Raw genomic sequence first — 16,941 nt, 5'->3', positions numbered from 1 at the left:
AAGCTATGTCATTTCTACCACAGGATAAAAATAGCCGTCGGTTACTGTTAGCCTTCTTGGTCACCGTCATCTTCATGGTTGTCGAAGTCATTGGCGGCCTGATCTCAGGCTCGCTGGCGCTGATCGCCGATGCTGGCCATATGCTGACCGACGCCGCGGCCCTGCTCATCGCACTCTTGGCGGTGCATTTCGCGAAACGCAAACCGAGCGCCAGCCACACCTTTGGCTACCTGCGCCTGACCACCATGGCGGCCTTCGTCAACGCCGCTGCCCTGCTGGTTATCGTCATTTTGATTGTTTGGGAAGCCATCGTGCGCTTCGCCAACCCGCAGCCCGTGATGGGCGGCACCATGCTGGCGATTGGTATTGCTGGCCTGATTGCCAACCTGTTCTCATTCTGGCTACTGCATCAGGGCGAAGAGAAAGCCAACATCAATGTGCGCGCGGCGGCACTGCACGTGTTGGGAGATCTGCTGGGTTCTATTGGTGCCGTGGCGGCAGCCATTATCATCATGAAAACCGGCTGGACGCCTATCGACCCGATTCTGTCGGTTCTGGTTTCCTGCTTGGTGCTGAACAACGCGTGGCGTTTGATGAAAGAGAGTTTCCACGAGCTGCTGGAAGGCACGCCGCAGGAAATTGATATTGAGAAACTACGCAAAGACTTGTCCGTCACCATTCCCGAAGTGCGCAGCGTTCATCACGTTCACGTCTGGCAAATCGGCGAGAAACGCCTGATGACGCTGCACGTGCAGGTAGTTCCGCCTCACGACCACGACGCGCTGTTAGGCCGAATTCAGGCTTACCTTCTGGATAAATACCGTATCGGCCACGCCACCATTCAGATGGAATACGGCACCTGTAACACGCCGGATTGCGTGATAAGCGACAGCGTGGCGGAAGAAGGCCATAGCCATCTCGGTCACAGCCACGCGCACCACCATCATTAATCCCGCCTCAAACGCCAAGAGCCTCCCGATGGGAGGCTCTTGAGTAAATCGTACTAACTTCTGTTTAAACGCGCTGTAGCGGCTTAGAGCCATTCTGAGCGGCGCTCTTAATCCATAGCCACGAACCATTCAGCGCAATCAGCGTTAACAGCACATATTCCAGCGCCATGGCATACACGCCCTGATAAGCGAAAATCGCCACGCTAATCACATCGATGACCACCCACACCAGCCAGTTTTCCACATATTTGCGGGTCATCAGCAGCATGGCGATAATCGACAACACCATCATTGACGAGTCCCAGAACGGGAAAGCGTCGGGTTGCAGCTCAGGCATATGCACATTCAGCCCCAGCCCTTGCATCAGGTTGACGGCAACCAGACTGAGTGCCGCAAATACCCGGTCGATGTTGAACGTCATAAACAGAATGCCAATCACGCAGACCGCGCCCCACACCAGCGCTTTGCCACGAGGCAGCCAGCGGATTTGCAGCTCGGCCTGTTTATCCTCTGTCTGACGGCTCCACGCGTACCAGCCGTAGATGTTGGCCGCGAAGAAAAATATCTGCAGCAGCAGGCTGGCGTAGAGCTGGATCTGGAAGAAGATCACCGCGAACAGCGTGACGTTAATCAGGCCAAACGGGTAGTTAATGATTTTCTCTTTGCTGGCAAACCAGATGCACAACAGGCCAAACAGCGTGCCGATTGCTTCAATCCACGACAGGTCATAGCCGCCTTTACCGAGCGGGATATGAACCAGAATATTGCTGGTGCTGAAAAAATCCATCGCGATTCCCTTCTGTAGCCTTCGTTAATGAAAATGTTTACGCGTTGCCCTGCACCCGCAGCTTAAGCTGTGCGGCGAAGTCCAGCATGCGGTTCAGTGGAATCAATGACTTCACGCGCAGTGCTTCATCCACCTCAATCGCGTGCTCGGCACCGCCCAGCTCTAACCCTTCGGCAATGGCTTTCAGGCCATTCATTGCCATCCACGGGCAGTGCGCACAGGTTCTGCAACTTGCCCCTTCACCGGCGGTTGGCGCTTCGAACAACTCTTTATCCGGCACCGCCTGCTGCATTTTGTAAAAAATACCGCGATCGGTGGCCACAATAAGTTTTTTGTTAGGCAAGCTCTTGGCCGCCTGAATCAGCTGGCTGGTAGAACCCACGGCATCGGCCATATCTACAATCGCCTGCGGTGACTCAGGATGCACCAGCACCGCCGCGTCTGGGTACAGCGCCTTCATGCGCGTCAGTGCCTGTGTCTTGAACTCGTCATGCACGATACAGGCGCCCTGCCAGCACAGCACGTCGGCACCCGTCTGCTTACGCACGTAGTTGCCAAGATGGCGGTCAGGTGCCCAGATGATTTTCTCACCCAAGCTGTCGAGGTGCTCAATCAGCTCCACCGCGATGCTCGAAGTCACCACCCAGTCAGCCCGCGCCTTAACTGCCGCCGAGGTATTGGCGTAAACCACCACGGTGCGATCCGGGTGGCTGTCGCAGAAATCAGAGAACGCCTGCTCTGGGCAGCCTAGGTCTAGAGAACACTCGGCATTGAGGGTTGGCATCAGCACAGTTTTCTCCGGGCTGAGGATCTTCGCCGTCTCACCCATAAAGCGCACGCCCGCGACCAGCAGAGTTGAAGCCGGATGCTGGCTGCCGAAGCGCGCCATCTCCAGCGAGTCGGCCACACAACCTCCCGTCTCCTCGGCTAACTGCTGAATCTCAGGATCAGTGTAGTAGTGCGCAACCATCACCGCATTGCGCTGCTTCAGCAGAGTTTTAATCTTGGCTTTATAGAAGGCTTTTTCATCCTGGCTTAAAGGCACAGGCTTAGGAGGAAATGGATACACCGCGGCGTTCAGATCTAAAGTCTCGCTCATCGCTCATCATCTCTTGTCGTCAGGGGCTCAGTCTGACAAAGGCACCAATAATGGGATAAAACACCCATTTGTTTTGTATGCTAAACAAAATAGCGCAGATGTGGAGAAAAGTCGCTTGTATTTTGTGCTTTAAGATAAAAGTGTTTAAGGGACTTAAAAAAGGTGAGGAGATTGGAGGTTTAGGAGGGCTAGAAACGAAAAAAACGCCTTGAGGCGTTTTAGTCTTCTTCTCTTAACAGGTTCTTATCAGAGAAGTGGTGGGCCGTGCTGGATTGATTCGGTCTTCGACCTCACCCTGCGGGCAACGCGTTCGCGTTGTCGTCTCGCTTCGCTCGGCTCGAACCAGTGGTTCTCATCCTGCACTGTTTTACTATTGTTTCCACTTAAAAGTGGTGGGCCGTGCTGGATTCGAACCAGCGACCAATTGATTAAAAGTCAACTGCTCTACCAACTGAGCTAACGGCCCGCGGTATGTCGCGATACTTCTTACTGCTGCGCAATTCGTTGAAAACGAATCACTCCCTATGCTGCCACTTATCTAAAAGTGGTGGGCCGTGCTGGATTCGAACCAGCGACCAATTGATTAAAAGTCAACTGCTCTACCAACTGAGCTAACGGCCCGCGCTGTGTTGCGGTACTGCCTGTCGTAGTTAAGAAGTGGTGGGCCGTGCTGGATTCGAACCAGCGACCAATTGATTAAAAGTCAACTGCTCTACCAACTGAGCTAACGGCCCACGGTCTACTTCTTAATACTTCGCATCAAAACATTTTGATTTAGTGGTGGGCCGTGCTGGATTCGAACCAGCGACCAATTGATTAAAAGTCAACTGCTCTACCAACTGAGCTAACGGCCCGCTCAAACACTAAATCTCTCGCTGCTTTAACGCGTTACAGTTGCCTAGGCAACGGCGGCATATATTACTTATATAACTTTTCAGTGCAACGTTTAATTGAAGAAAAAAGTCTGACTGCTTGTTCTTCACGCATTCAAGCCCAGAAAACCATCGAAATGGATATTTTCTGGACCTGAATAACGAATTACTGTGAAGACAAGCGTTTTTGAGCTTGTTTGGCCGCATCGGTATTTGGGTACTGTTTTACGACCTGCGAGAAGACAGCCTTGGCTTTATCAGCCTGACCTTTCTCCTGCATGATCACCCCAACCTTGTACATCGCGTCCGAACTTTTTGGAGACTTAGGATAGCTTTTAACCACCACGGCGTAGAAATAAGCCGCATCATCTTTCTTACCCTTGTTGTAATACAACTGGCCTAACCAATAGTTGGCATTAGGCAGGTAAGTCGATTTCGGGTATTGCTTGATGAACGCCTGGAAAGCTGAAATAGCCTGATCGTACTGTTTCTTTTCCAGGGCTAGTGCAACGGCAGCATTGTAGTCAGTGTTTTCATCACCCGTGCTGGCAGGAGCCTGCGAAGGTGCAGGAGTTGATGAATCACCGGCTGCGCCGGCAGCAGCTCCTGAGGCGGCAGCATTGGCATTACCAGAACCCTGGCTGCTTAGGCTGTCCATCTGCTGAGAGATTTGCTTTTGGCGATCAACGAGCTGACTTAACTGATATTGGTTTTCCTGAATTTGACCACGGAGAGAGTCAATATCACGTTGGGAGTCAGAGAGTTGTTGCTGAAGTTGAGTTAATAGTTGGCTGTGAGCGTTAGAAATACGCTCCAGAGAGGTGACTCGATCGTCTATCGAGCCTGAGCCGACATTACTGATTGGCGCTTGGGCAGTAGCGGCCCATGGGACCGCTACGCCAACCAGTAACGACAGACCCAACAAGTGATGTCTGAAGTTACTGCTCATGCGACTCTCTTAGTATACCAGTACGGCACGACGGTTTTTAGCGTAAGCCGCTTCGTCGTGGCCCAGTACAGCTGGCTTCTCTTTACCGTAAGAAACGATAGAGATCTGGTCAGCAGAAACGCCTTTGCCTTGCAGGTACATTTTAACTGCGTTAGCACGACGCTCACCCAGAGCGATGTTGTATTCCGGAGTACCACGTTCATCCGCATGACCTTCAACAGTCACTTTGTATGAAGGGTTGCTGCGCAGGAATGCAGCGTGCGCATCCAGCATTTGAGCGAAGTCAGAAGCGATATCGTACTTGTCCAGACCGAAGTAAACGATATTGTTCTTTTGCAGTTCTTGCATCTGCAGACGCGCTTGCTCTTCAGAAGACATGTTGCCGCTCTCTGCACCAGTGCCAGCGCCAGCGCCCATACCAGATTGGCCATTGTCTGCGCTTTTGTGAGAACTACAAGCGGCGATTGCCAGTACAGGCACAGCCAGCAGCAGCCCTTTAAGCACTTTGTTCAGTTGCATCTCGTTGATCCTTTTATAATTTTTGCCATACATAGTTTTATATGCATCACAGGTACGGCGACCAGGCAGGGAATTTTACCTGTCCATCAGTTGCCGGAAGACGCGCTTTGAAACGCCCATCAGTCGAGACCAACTGCAACACGGAACCCAGACCTTGAGAGGCGCTGTAAATCACCATGGTGCCATTTGGGGCGATACTAGGCGTTTCATCCAGGAACGTGTCCGTCAATGTTTGAACGGCTCCCGTTACTAGATCTTGTTTAGCGATGTGCTGCGAGCCATTGTTGCTGCTCACCATAACCAGGAACTTACCATCCGAGCTGACATCAGAGTCCTGATTCTGAGAACCTTCCCAGGTCAGACGCTGAGGCGCACCGCCATTAATACCGACTTTATAAAGCTGTGGACGACCGCCCTGATCCGAGGTGAAAGCCAGCGTCTGGCTGTCTGGGAACCAGGTTGGTTCGGTGTTGTTGCTACGTCCATCAGTAACTTGGGTGATTTGACCCGAGCCAAGATTCATTACATAAACGTTCAGACTGCCGCCTTTAGACAAGGCGAAGGCCAGTTTGCTGCCGTCTGGAGAGAACGCGGGAGCACCGTTGTGACGCGGGAATGATGCGATCTGTTTGATTGCGCCATTAGCCAGAGTCTGTACAACCAGAGCAGAACGCCCACTTTCGAATGTTACGTAAGCCAGTTTGCTACCGTCTGGAGACCAAGCCGGAGACATCAAAGGCTCTGGTGAACGGTGAACCACGAACTGGTTATAGCCATCGTAGTCAGCAACGCGTAATTCGTACGGGAATTTACCGCCGTTGGTCTGCACGATGTAAGCAATACGAGTACGGAACGCACCCTTAATGCCGGTTAATTTTTCAAACACTTCATCACTGGCGGTGTGTGCGGAATAACGCAGCCACTGCTTGGTGATTTGGTATTGGTTCTGGGCCAGAACAGTACCCGGTGAACCAGAGGTATCAACCAGCTGGTAAGACACCAAATACTTGCCGTCAGCACTTGGCTGAACTTGACCAACAACCACCGCGTCAATACCCAGCGCCGTCCAAGCAGCAGGAGTCACTTCTGATGCACTTGTCGGTTGTTGAGGCATGCGTGATGCATCAATCGGGTTGAATTTACCGCTGTTACGCAAGTCAGCAGCAACGATAGCACCGATATCTTCCGGCGGATTACCAGGACCAGCCCATTTAAAAGGCACCACACCAATCGGGCGAGCGGTGTCGACCCCTTGGGTAATTTCAATGCGAACTTCTGCGTGTAACACAGACGCCCACAGTATCAAAAGGCCAAACGCTACTCGAAATGCCTGCTTCATTGTATCTCCCTTATCTGGACCGATCTGCCCGCGATAAATTAGCAGAATTTTAACAAACCAACGCACACAAAACTATAAGTCGACCACATTTACCTTCGTAATAATCCGAAAAACGATAACTTTCGACTATTACTATGGTTTGAAGTCCAATGGCGCATTTTTAAATATCTCGTAAACAGCTTCTGTCGGTGGTTTCGGGAATTTGGCCTGTCGAGCTGCTGCAACAGCCGCCTGACAGAGTGCCGGATCCCCCCCCTCTGGCGTCACACTTCTCAGTGTACCATCGGGTTCCATCTTAATGCGTAACGTACAGGTTTTGCCTGCATACGAAGAAGCATCATAGAACCGGCTTTCGATAGCTGCCTTAATTTGGCTGCCATAGTTAGCGATATCTGCACCAGAAGCACCGGCTGCCTTGTTCTTGCCCTGCCCTGCTGGCGCGCTAGCTCCACCACCACCTTTCGGCGCGTTTTTGGAATTAGCCAAACCACCAAACAGGTCATCAACAGACTCGGACTCTTTCGCCGCAGCGGCGGCAGCGGCTTTCTTGTCCGCAGCCGCTTTTTTAGCAGCAGCGGCAGCTTCAGCTTTCTTCTCAGCGGCGGCGTCAGCCTTCGCTTTAGCAGCAGCATCGGCCTTAGCCTGAGCAGCAGCTTCTGCTTTTTCTTTCGCTTCTGCGGCTGCGGCGGCTTTCGCGTCAGCAGCAGCTTGTTTCTTCGCGTCAGCTTCAGCCTGTTTTTTGGCCTCGGCTTCGGCTTGCTTCTTGGCAGCTGCCGCAGTGGCTGCGGCTTCTGCTTCAGCCTGTTTCTTCGCTTCGGCAGCCGCTTTCTTCTGCGCGTCGGCCTGAGCTTTAGCGACTTTATCCGCTTCGGCTTTCGCCTTAGCAGCAGCATCAGCCTGTTGCTTGGCGGCTTCAGCTTTCGCTTTAGCAGCGGCATCAGCGGCGGCTTTCTGCGCCTGCTCCTGAGCTTCTTTCTGTTGCTCCGCAGCGGCCTGTTTCTGCTGTTCGGCAGCTTGCTTTTGTTGTTCCGCAGCCTGTTTTTGCTGCTCTTTAGCATCTTCCTGTGCTTGCAAACGCTCTTTCTCTAATTCTTTCAGTCGCTGCTGCTCTGCTGCCTGCTTCTGCTGAAGTTCTTCAGCCTGCTGCTCGGACTTTTTCTGACGGGATTGTGCAGCACGTTGAGCATCGGCTTGTTGCTGCTGCTGGCGATTGTACTGATCAACCACCGCGCTTGGATCAACCATAACGGCTGAGATATCACTCCCGCCGCCACCGCCACTCATGCTGGTATCTTCGTCCAGCGATCCCCAGATAAGCAGGGCAATTATGATGATATGCAGAACGACCGAAACAATAACGGCGCGTTTGAGCTTATCGTTTTGTTCAGTTGCAGTTGCCTTTACCAAAATAGATTTCCCAACACAGGATTGCCAAAAACCCGGATTTCTTCTGCACCAGTTATCGCTTTGCAGACAACTGTTTTATCAGGCCAAGAAAAGCCGGGTTTCCAATAAGTGTTACAAATTACCTATCGTTAAATAGGCTGTGTCATAAGCCCGACAGATTTCACACCTGCCTGATGGAGCATGTTCAGCGCCTTGATGATTTCATCATAAGGAACATCTTTTGCACCGCCGATCAGGAAGACTGTCTTCGGATTGGCTTGGATGCGGCTGGTTGCTTCCGCAATAACCTGCTGTTCCGGCAACTGCTCCATACGCTGATGATCCACCACGATGGTGTATTGGCCCACGCCGGAGACTTCAACAATGACCGGCGGGTTATCATCAGTAGATACAGTTTTAGAATCTGTCGCATCAGGTAGATCAACTTCCACGCTTTGCGTGATGATTGGCGCTGTAGCCATGAAAATCAGCAGCAGTACCAACAGCACGTCGAGCAGCGGAACAATGTTAATCTCTGACTTTAATTCGCGACGATGGCGACCACGTACTCGAGCCATGCTATCCCCCTTTAGTTACTGCTTGTTTCGCGAGAGAAAGCCTGACGGTGCAGGATAGCCGTGAATTCTTCCATAAAGTTGTCGTAGTTTTGCTCGAGCTTGTTCACGCGCTGGTTCAATCGGTTATAGGCCATAACTGCTGGAATAGCAGCGAAAAGACCGATTGCTGTCGCGATCAAGGCTTCGGCGATACCCGGCGCAACCATCTGTAAGGTGGCCTGCTTAACAGAGCCTAAACCGATGAACGCGTGCATGATCCCCCAAACGGTACCGAACAGACCAATGTATGGGCTGATAGAACCAACGGTGCCGAGGAAAGGAATGTGGGTTTCGAGAGTTTCCATTTCACGGTTGAAAGAGATACGCATGGCGCGAGATGAGCCGTCGATGACCGACTCTGGCGCATGGCTGTTTGCACGGTGCAAACGAGCGAACTCTTTGAAACCTGAATGGAAAATTTGTTCTGCGCCAGTGAGAGTCTCACGGCGGCCCTGGCTTTCCTGATAAAGACGTGAAAGCTCGATACCGGACCAGAATTTATCTTCAAACGCTTCTGCCTCACGCGTAGCAGCATTCAACACCTTAGTGCGCTGAATGATGATTGCCCAAGACGCGACAGAGAAGCACACCAGAATAAGCATGATCAGCTTAACCAGGATGCTGGCCTTTAAAAATAAATCAAGAATGTTCATGTCAGTCACTGCTTAAACTCCGCGACAAAAGACTTAGGAAGCGCTCTTGGCTTCTTTTGGTGTGGATCGATACATGCAATCAACACTTCTGCTGTACTCAGAAGGTTGCCACGTGCATCAAGAATTCGTTGTGCAAAGGTAAGTGAGGCCCCCCGGATAGACGTTATCTCACTTTGGACATCCAGCAAGTCATCAAGACAAGCAGGAGCCAAGTATTCGACCGTCATGCGGCGGACAGCAAAAGCGACGTGTTCATCCAACAACTGTTGCTGGTGAATATTGCGTTGGCGCAACATTTCTGTGCGAGCCCTTTCATAAAAGGCGATGTACTGGGCGTGATAAACCACCCCACCAGCGTCTGTGTCTTCGTAATAAACACGGACCGGCCATCGGAACAACGAATTACTCACTCTACATCCCGTAATGCAATTTGACGGGCCTACTATACGCAAGAGATTTCTTGATGGGAATGGGTTGCAAGTCAGGAACGAAAATAATTATGGGCCTGAATGGCCCATAGGAAAAGTAGTGTAAATATCTATCAATATTAGATAAACAAACTAGCTAAAAAAGTAAACCAGCCCCGCCAGCAGAATAATCATCGCCGGGAGTGGTGAAAAGAACGCTTTCCATACAGAGCGATGTGGACGGAATCCAAAGCCGTGAATTAGGCCAGTACAGACTGCCCAAATCAGAATGATCCCATGCCAGACTTGCAACTGACTGGTGGAAGAAGCGAACTCACCCGGTTGCCAAAATACGCATCCAGCTAATACGAGCGCCATCACTAATGAAAGGACCCGCAGGGGGCCCTTGTCAGTCACGGCATAAACTCTATCCGCGAGCGCGCTCATTATTCGCGCTCTTTCGCCGCAGCGGCTTTATTTTCTTCACTGTGCTCGAAAGCCAGTGCCGTAATAATGCCGAATGAGCACGCTAACAGAGTCCCGAGGATCCACGCAAAATACCACATAGTGTTATCTCCCGTTCAGTTGAACGATTAATACAAAGAGTGTTTGTTGTTTTCGATGTAAGTTTTGTCGAGACGACCAAACATCTTGTAATACGCCCAACTGGTGTAGATCAGAATGATCGGCACGAAGATACAGGCCACCACGGTCATCACTTTCAAGGTCAGTAATGTCGAGGTTGCGTCCCACATGGTCAGGCTGGCGTCAGGGTTAGTGATCGACGGCATAACGAATGGGAACATGGTGATCCCGGCAGTCAAAATGACACAGGCGATGGTCAGTGAGTTACTGACGAAGGCCAGTGCGCCTTTATTGATGCGTGAGAACAGGATAGTGAACAGTGGCAAGATAACGCCCAATGCAGGGATAGCCCACAGGCCCGGCATCTTGTTGAAGTTCACCAGCCATGCACCAGCCTGATGTGCGACAGTCTTATGCAGCGGGTTAGATGGACCTGCGTGATCCAGCGTTGAGGTCACCAGATAGCCATCGATCCCTTTCACCAGCCAAACGCCAGCTAACAGGAAGCACACCATCATTACCAAGGCTGAAATCTGCGAGGCCGTGCGAGTGCGTAAGTGCAGTTCACCGGTGGTACGCATTTGCAGATAGGTCGCGCCCTGCGTGATAAGCATGGTCAGGCTAACAATACCCGCCAGCAGGCCAAATGGATTCAGCAACTCGAACAGGCTGCCGGTGTAGAACAGGCGCAAGTCGTTGTCGATGTGGAATGGCACGCCCAACAGCAGGTTGCCGAAGGCCACGCCGAACACCAATGCAGGCACGAAGCTACCAATGAAGATGCCCCAGTCCCACATGCCACGCCAGCGCGCGTTTTCCAGCTTCGAACGGTAGTCGAAACCTAATGGGCGGAAGAACAAGGCGCACAGCACCAGGATCATCGCACCATAGAAGCCGGAGAATGCGGCGGCATAGACCATTGGCCATGCGGCGAACAGCGCACCGCCCGCGGTGATAAGCCAGACTTGGTTGCCGTCCCAGTGCGGAGCAATGGAGTTGATCATAACGCGGCGGTCAGTGTCGGTTTTGCCAATGATGCGTAGCAAGATGCCCACGCCCATGTCGAAACCGTCGGTCACGGCGAAGCCAATGAACAGCACGCCGATCAATGCCCACCAAATGAATCTTAATACTTCATAATCAAACATAGCTAGACTCCCTATTACCGAGCTTGTTCAAGCGGTGCTGAAGGTTGTTCAAAGTGGTAGCGGCCGGTTTTCAGGCTGCTTGGCCCCAGACGGGCGAATTTGAACATCAGGAACATCTCAGCGATAAGGAACAAGGTGTACAGACCGCAAATCAGCCCCATCGACATCAACACGTCAGCGCGAGTCAGCGAAGAGTTAGCGATAGCCGTCGGCAAGACTTCACCGATTGCCCAAGGCTGGCGGCCATATTCGGCAACAAACCACCCTGCTTCGACGGCGATCCATGGCAGCGGTAAGCCCCACAGTGCCGCGCGGTGCAGCCAACGCTTCTGACCAATCTTGCCGCGAAGTACCATGAAGAACGACAGGCCGATAATCGCCAGCATCAGGAAGCCACAGGCCACCATGATACGGAAAGCGAAGTACAGCGGCAGAACGCGAGGAATGGAGTCTTTGGTCGCCTGCTGGATTTGCGCTTCGGTGGCATCCGCCACGTTCGGCGTATAGCGTTTCAGCAGCATGCCGTAGCCCAGATCCTGCTTGGTTCTCTCGAAGTCGCTACGCACGGTTGGGTCGGTATTGCCTGAGCGCAACTCTTCCAGCAGCGTGTAAGCCTTCATCCCGTTACGAATACGCACTTCATGCTGCGCCATCAGGTCTTTCAGACCCGTGACTGGCGTATCGATGGAGCGCGTGGCAATCAGGCCTAGCAGGTAAGGAATTTGGATGGAGTATTCGTTTTCCATCTTGTCCTGATTTGGCAAGCCAATCAGCGTGAAGTTGGCCGGTGCAGGTTGGGTGTCCCACTCTGCTTCGATAGCCGCCAGCTTGGTTTTCTGCACGTCACCCATTTCGTAACCGGATTCATCACCCAGCACGATAACGGACAGCGTAGCCGCCAGGCCGAAGCTTGCTGCGATGGCGAATGAACGCTTAGCGAAGCCAACGTCGCGGCCTTTCAACAGGTAGTAAGAGCTGATAGCCAGAATGAACATCGCGCCGGTGACATAGCCTGCCGCCACGGTGTGAACGAATTTAACCTGTGCAACCGGGTTTAAGACCAGCTCGGAGAAGCTGACCATTTCCATGCGCATGGTTTCGTAGTTGAAGTCAGAAGCAATCGGGTTTTGCATCCAGCCGTTGGCGACCAGGATCCAGAGTGCGGATAAGTTTGAGCCTAGTGCCACAAACCAGGTTACCGTCATGTGCTGGACTTTTGATAAACGGTCCCAGCCAAAGAAGAATAAACCGACTAACGTGGATTCAAGGAAGAACGCCATTAAACCTTCGATGGCCAGCGGGGCCCCAAAGATATCACCGACGTAATGTGAGAAATATGACCAGTTGGTTCCGAATTGGAATTCCATGGTCAAACCCGTGGCCACACCCAGAGCAAAGTTAACTGCAAATAACTTGCCCCAGAATTTGGTCATATCTTTATAGATTTGTTTGCCGGAAAGTACATATACCGTTTCCATAATTGCCAGTAAAAACGCCATGCCTAGCGTTAATGGGACAAATAAGAAATGGTACATGGCAGTTAAAGCAAACTGTAAACGCGACAGTTCAACGATATCAAACATCTTGACCCCTTGCTCCTCGGAGGAAGACTCCAACTTGCGACTCTCTGACGAACCGATTGCCGGAACGCCTCATGACTTCCAATTTCAAAACCTGCCAAACAAGTAAACCTGTCGAATACGCTACTGATAACTGTAGCGTTTGACGCCCAATCTCACCGCATGCGGAGGCAAAGAATCTGCAAACAAGGCCGCAGCACTAAGGGATATGAAGATTGGGAAAGTTAGCAACCTAGATCTGTTCTTGGGTACTGATATTACAGGTTCACAATGTTACGCCACTAATCCCACACAATAAATAGGTTTTACGTGAGCTAAATCGTATTCCTAACACAGGTCAATTAATGGCTTAGACATCAGGATACCCTGATATTGATCTGCGACAATTTAAGCCTATCTGGCGACTTATTTCTATATGGTTCTTAGGGTTTCTACAAAAAATCTTAGACTATGTTAATTATTGGTTTCATTCGGTTTTATTGGAAGCCGACGGGTTAATTATTTGTGAATTTATGGTGAAACAAATATCATTATTGCCACATTATAAATTCAATTATCACTATTTATTTTCCAATTAACGCAGAGTTTAATTGTTAAAAATAATCATCTAAATAGCTAATTGTTAAATATTATAGCAGCAATAAAAAAGGCCACTCGAAAGTGGCCTTAATTTAAATAATAACGCGAAGTTATTTAGTTTGGCAGAACCGCTTTTACTGCGTCGCCGATGTCAGCCAGGCTGCGAACAGTCTTCACGCCAGCGGCTTCTAATGCAGCAAATTTATCGTCAGCAGTACCTTTACCACCGGCAATGATGGCACCTGCGTGGCCCATACGTTTGCCTTTAGGTGCAGTCACGCCCGCGATGTAGCCAACAACCGGCTTGGTCACGTGATCTTTGATGTAAGCGGCAGCTTCTTCTTCTGCGTTACCACCGATCTCACCGATCATCACGATAACTTCAGTTTGTGGATCTTCCTGGAACAGTTTCAGGATATCGATGAAGTTAGAGCCTGGGATCGGGTCACCGCCGATACCAACGCAGCTTGACTGGCCGTAGCCGTTGTCAGTGGTCTGCTTAACGGCTTCATAAGTCAGGGTACCAGAGCGGGAAACGATACCCACTTTGCCCGGCTTGTGAATGTGGCCCGGCATGATGCCGATTTTGCATTCGCCCGGCGTGATAACGCCCGGACAGTTTGGCCCGATCATTACCACGTCAGTTTGCTCAAGCTTAGCTTTCACAATCAGCATATCAAGCGTAGGGATGCCTTCAGTGATACAGATGATAAGCTTGATGCCCGCGTCGATAGCTTCCAGGATGGAGTCTTTGCAGAACGGAGCTGGAACGTAGATAACAGAAGCGGTAGCGCCTGTAGATTCCACGGCTTCGCGCACGGTGTTGAACACTGGCAGACCCAGATGCTCGGTGCCGCCTTTGCCCGGCGTTACGCCGCCAACCATTTTGGTGCCGTAAGCAACCGCTTGTTCAGAGTGGAAAGTACCCTGGCTGCCGGTGAAACCCTGACAGATAACTTTGGTGTTCTTGTTGATTAAAATCGACATTATTTCCCCTCCACTGCCGCGACGACTTGTTGAGCCGCATTGGTCAGGCTGGTCGCTGCAATGATGTTCAAACCGCTGTCCGCCAATTTCTTAGCACCCAGCTCGGCATTGTTACCTTCAAGACGTACCACCACTGGCACGTTGACGCCCACTTCTGCTACTGCGCCGATGATACCGTCGGCAATCAGGTCACAGCGCACGATGCCGCCGAAGATGTTAACGAATACCGCTTTAACTTTTTCATCAGACAAGATGATTTTGAACGCTTCGGTTACGCGCTCTTTGGTTGCGCCACCGCCTACATCGAGGAAGTTAGCTGGCTCGCCGCCGTGCAGTTTAACGATGTCCATAGTACCCATCGCCAGACCCGCGCCGTTAACCATGCAACCGATGTTGCCGTCGAGAGCAACGTAGTTCAGTTCCCACTGCGCAGCCTGAGATTCACGGGCATCTTCTTGGCTGTGGTCGCGCATTTCGCGCAATTCTGGCTGACGGAACAGTGCGTTGCCGTCTGCGCCCAGTTTGCCGTCGAGGCAGATCAGGTCGCCAGCAGTGGTCACAACCAGTGGGTTGATTTCGATCAGCGCCAGGTCGCGCTCAAGGAAGATAGTCGCCAGACCCATGAAGATCTTGGTGAACTGCTGAACTTGCTTACCGGTCAGACCCAGTTTGAACGCCAGTTCACGGCCTTGGTAAGGCTGTGGACCTGCCAGTGGATCCAGAGCAACTTTGTGGATCAAGTGTGGCGTTTCTTCTGCCACTTTCTCGATTTCCACGCCGCCTTCGGTAGAAGCCATGAACACCACGCGACGGGAGCTACGGTCAACCACTGCGCCGAGGTACAGCTCTTTGTCGATATCAGTCGCGGCTTCAACCAGAATCTGGTTTACCGGCTGACCTTGTGCGTCTGTCTGGTAAGTCACCAGGCGTTTGCCCAGCCAGTTTTCAGCAAAAGCGCGGATCTCTTCTTTGCTTTTAACCACTTTCACGCCGCCCGCTTTACCGCGGCCGCCAGCGTGAACCTGGCATTTAACTACCCACGGGCCAGCACCGATTTTTGATGCTGCTTCTTCCGCTTCGCGCGGAGTGGAACAGGCGAAGCCTGATGGTGCTGGCAGGCCGTAGCGTAGGAACAGCTGTTTCGCCTGATACTCGTGTAAATTCATGATGTTCTATCCATTCAGTAGTAAGGCATCTCTATGGCACGGCGCACCGCGCCATAGACTTTTCGATCTCTTTTCTTGACCCGCTTGGACTAGACGTCCAGCAGCAGACGAGCCGGATCTTCCAGCATTTCTTTGATGGTCACCAGGAAGCCTACTGACTCACGGCCGTCAACCAGACGGTGGTCATAGGACAGCGCCAGATACATCATTGGCTGGATAACAACCTGACCATTCACCGCCATTGGGCGATCTTTGATGGCGTGCATGCCAAGGATCGCGCTCTGCGGTGGGTTGATGATTGGTGTAGACATCAGCGAGCCGAATACGCCGCCGTTGGTCACTGTGAAGTTACCGCCGGTCAGTTCTTCAACTTTCAGCTTACCGTCGCGACCTTTGATGGCCAGCTCTTTGATTTGCTTCTCGATGTCAGCCATACCCAGAGTGTCAACGTCGCGCAGCACTGGCGTTACCAGACCACGTGGAGTTGAAACGGCAATGCTCACGTCGAAGTAGTTGTGGTAAACCACATCATCGCCATCGATAGAAGCGTTAACTTCTGGGAAGCGTTTCAGTGCTTCAACCACGGCTTTCAGGTAGAAGGACATGAAGCCCAGACGCACGCCGTGACGTTTCTCGAACGCTTCGCCGTACTGCTTACGCATGTCCATGATTGGCTTCATGTTGATTTCGTTGAATGTGGTCAACATGGCGGTGCTGTTTTTCGCTTCCAGCAGACGCTCGGCAACGCGTTTGCGCAGACGAGTCATAGGAACGCGTTTTTCGCTACGCGCGCCGATAGCCGGAGCAGCCGCAGTTTCAGCTTTCGCCGGAGCTGCGTCAGACTTAGCGTCTTTACCAGACTTAGCCAAGTGCGCTTCGATATCTTCACGAGTCAGACGACCACCCACACCGCTGCCTTTGATAGCGCTGGCGTCAAGGGAGTGCTCAGCAATCAGGCGGCGGATAGCCGGGCTGAGTGCATCGCTGCTTTCGTCATCCAGTGCCGCAGTGTGGCGCTGTGAAGGAGTAGATTCTTTATCAGAAGCTTTCTCTTGGCTTGGTTTGCCGGTGCTGTTGCCCGGACGCAGGCGCGCCAAAATCTGCTTAGAAACCACGGTTGCACCTTCGTCTTCGAGGATGCTGTCCAGAATACCGGCTTCACTTGCAGGCACTTCCAGAACCACTTTGTCAGTTTCGATTTCAACCAGAACTTCATCACGTTCTACACTGTCGCCCGGCTTTTTGTGCCAGGTGGCAACCGTGGCGTCTGCTACGGATTCAGGGAGGTCAGGGACCAAAATATCTACGCTACTCATTC

17 protein-coding genes, 4 tRNA genes and 1 other RNA gene are annotated in these 16,941 nt (G+C 51.8%); 1 reads left to right on the top strand and 21 read right to left on the bottom strand.

Features of this window, described 5'->3' with window-relative positions:
* Positions 1-5 precede the first annotated feature (5 nt).
* Positions 6-950: a CDF family zinc transporter ZitB gene (gene zitB / locus GEAM_RS04030; protein WP_034788527.1), complete on the top strand. Its 945-nt coding sequence runs from the start codon at positions 6-8 to the stop codon at positions 948-950.
* 64 nt (positions 951-1,014) lie between these two features.
* Here zitB and pnuC read toward each other — a convergent pair whose 3' ends face one another.
* The 21 genes from pnuC to odhB all read right to left on the bottom strand — a co-directional run bounded on the left by pnuC (position 1,015) and on the right by odhB (position 16,939).
* Positions 1,015-1,737 (bottom strand): nicotinamide riboside transporter PnuC, encoded by a 723-nt coding sequence (pnuC, locus tag GEAM_RS04025; RefSeq protein ID WP_034788524.1) that lies wholly within the window; start codon positions 1,735-1,737, stop codon positions 1,015-1,017.
* A 37-nt stretch (positions 1,738-1,774) separates the two neighbouring features.
* A complete protein-coding gene (gene nadA, locus GEAM_RS04020) occupies positions 1,775-2,836 on the bottom strand; it encodes a quinolinate synthase NadA (RefSeq protein WP_034788522.1) in 1,062 nt (353 codons plus the stop codon).
* Between the two features lie 255 nt (positions 2,837-3,091).
* A non-coding RNA gene (locus tag GEAM_RS22535) (RtT sRNA) lies at positions 3,092-3,213 on the bottom strand.
* A 13-nt stretch (positions 3,214-3,226) separates the two neighbouring features.
* Positions 3,227-3,302 (bottom strand) — tRNA-Lys (locus GEAM_RS04015).
* A gap of 79 nt (positions 3,303-3,381) precedes the next feature.
* Positions 3,382-3,457: transfer RNA gene (locus GEAM_RS04010), tRNA-Lys, on the bottom strand.
* Between the two features lie 37 nt (positions 3,458-3,494).
* Positions 3,495-3,570 (bottom strand) — tRNA-Lys (locus GEAM_RS04005).
* Positions 3,571-3,614: 44 nt separating this feature from the next.
* Positions 3,615-3,690: transfer RNA gene (locus tag GEAM_RS04000), tRNA-Lys, on the bottom strand.
* Between the two features lie 184 nt (positions 3,691-3,874).
* Positions 3,875-4,657 (bottom strand): cell division protein CpoB, encoded by a 783-nt coding sequence (cpoB, locus tag GEAM_RS03990; RefSeq protein WP_034788512.1) that lies wholly within the window; start codon positions 4,655-4,657, stop codon positions 3,875-3,877.
* A gap of 9 nt (positions 4,658-4,666) precedes the next feature.
* Entirely contained in the window at positions 4,667-5,176 is a 510-nt protein-coding gene (gene pal / locus GEAM_RS03985; protein WP_034788511.1) for a peptidoglycan-associated lipoprotein Pal, read from the bottom strand.
* 46 nt (positions 5,177-5,222) lie between these two features.
* Positions 5,223-6,515 (bottom strand): Tol-Pal system beta propeller repeat protein TolB, encoded by a 1,293-nt coding sequence (gene tolB, locus GEAM_RS03980; RefSeq protein WP_034788509.1) that lies wholly within the window; start codon positions 6,513-6,515, stop codon positions 5,223-5,225.
* Between the two features lie 132 nt (positions 6,516-6,647).
* Positions 6,648-7,922, bottom strand: coding sequence for a cell envelope integrity protein TolA (tolA, locus tag GEAM_RS03975; protein ID WP_034788507.1), 1,275 nt, complete (start codon positions 7,920-7,922; stop codon positions 6,648-6,650).
* Positions 7,923-8,050: 128 nt separating this feature from the next.
* Positions 8,051-8,479: a colicin uptake protein TolR gene (gene tolR, locus GEAM_RS03970; protein WP_034788505.1), complete on the bottom strand. Its 429-nt coding sequence runs from the start codon at positions 8,477-8,479 to the stop codon at positions 8,051-8,053.
* A gap of 11 nt (positions 8,480-8,490) precedes the next feature.
* Positions 8,491-9,180, bottom strand: a complete 690-nt coding sequence (tolQ, locus tag GEAM_RS03965; protein ID WP_034788502.1) for a Tol-Pal system protein TolQ — start codon at positions 9,178-9,180, stop codon at positions 8,491-8,493.
* Complete coding sequence (ybgC, locus tag GEAM_RS03960; RefSeq protein ID WP_034788497.1) at positions 9,177-9,581, bottom strand: tol-pal system-associated acyl-CoA thioesterase; 405 nt, start codon at positions 9,579-9,581, stop codon at positions 9,177-9,179. Before ybgC ends, tolQ begins: the two co-directional genes overlap by 4 nt.
* A 150-nt stretch (positions 9,582-9,731) precedes the next feature.
* Positions 9,732-10,025 carry a cyd operon protein YbgE gene (ybgE, locus tag GEAM_RS03955; protein ID WP_034788494.1) on the bottom strand — a complete coding sequence of 98 codons (294 nt, stop codon included), beginning with the start codon at positions 10,023-10,025 and terminating at the stop codon, positions 9,732-9,734.
* On the bottom strand, positions 10,025-10,144 hold the full coding sequence (gene cydX / locus GEAM_RS22530) for a cytochrome bd-I oxidase subunit CydX (RefSeq protein ID WP_072009860.1): 120 nt from the start codon (positions 10,142-10,144) through the stop codon (positions 10,025-10,027). The genes ybgE and cydX overlap by 1 nt, the downstream gene beginning before the upstream one ends.
* A gap of 27 nt (positions 10,145-10,171) precedes the next feature.
* On the bottom strand, positions 10,172-11,311 hold the full coding sequence (gene cydB / locus GEAM_RS03950) for a cytochrome d ubiquinol oxidase subunit II (protein WP_034788489.1): 1,140 nt from the start codon (positions 11,309-11,311) through the stop codon (positions 10,172-10,174).
* A 14-nt stretch (positions 11,312-11,325) separates the two neighbouring features.
* A complete protein-coding gene (gene cydA, locus GEAM_RS03945; RefSeq protein ID WP_034788484.1) occupies positions 11,326-12,894 on the bottom strand; it encodes a cytochrome ubiquinol oxidase subunit I in 1,569 nt (522 codons plus the stop codon).
* A gap of 690 nt (positions 12,895-13,584) precedes the next feature.
* A complete protein-coding gene (gene sucD / locus GEAM_RS03940) occupies positions 13,585-14,457 on the bottom strand; it encodes a succinate--CoA ligase subunit alpha (protein ID WP_034788481.1) in 873 nt (290 codons plus the stop codon).
* Entirely contained in the window at positions 14,457-15,623 is a 1,167-nt protein-coding gene (sucC, locus tag GEAM_RS03935; protein ID WP_034788478.1) for an ADP-forming succinate--CoA ligase subunit beta, read from the bottom strand. Before sucC ends, sucD begins: the two co-directional genes overlap by 1 nt.
* A gap of 89 nt (positions 15,624-15,712) precedes the next feature.
* A complete protein-coding gene (gene odhB / locus GEAM_RS03930) occupies positions 15,713-16,939 on the bottom strand; it encodes a 2-oxoglutarate dehydrogenase complex dihydrolipoyllysine-residue succinyltransferase (protein ID WP_034788475.1) in 1,227 nt (408 codons plus the stop codon).
* Between the last annotated feature and the right edge of the window lie 2 nt (positions 16,940-16,941).

Source organism: Ewingella americana ATCC 33852 (assembly GCF_000735345.1).
Classification (GTDB): Bacteria; Pseudomonadota; Gammaproteobacteria; order Enterobacterales; family Enterobacteriaceae; genus Ewingella; species Ewingella americana.
The sequence above is the reverse complement of the archived record's forward strand: the minus strand, read 5'-3'. Positions and strand labels throughout refer to the sequence as shown.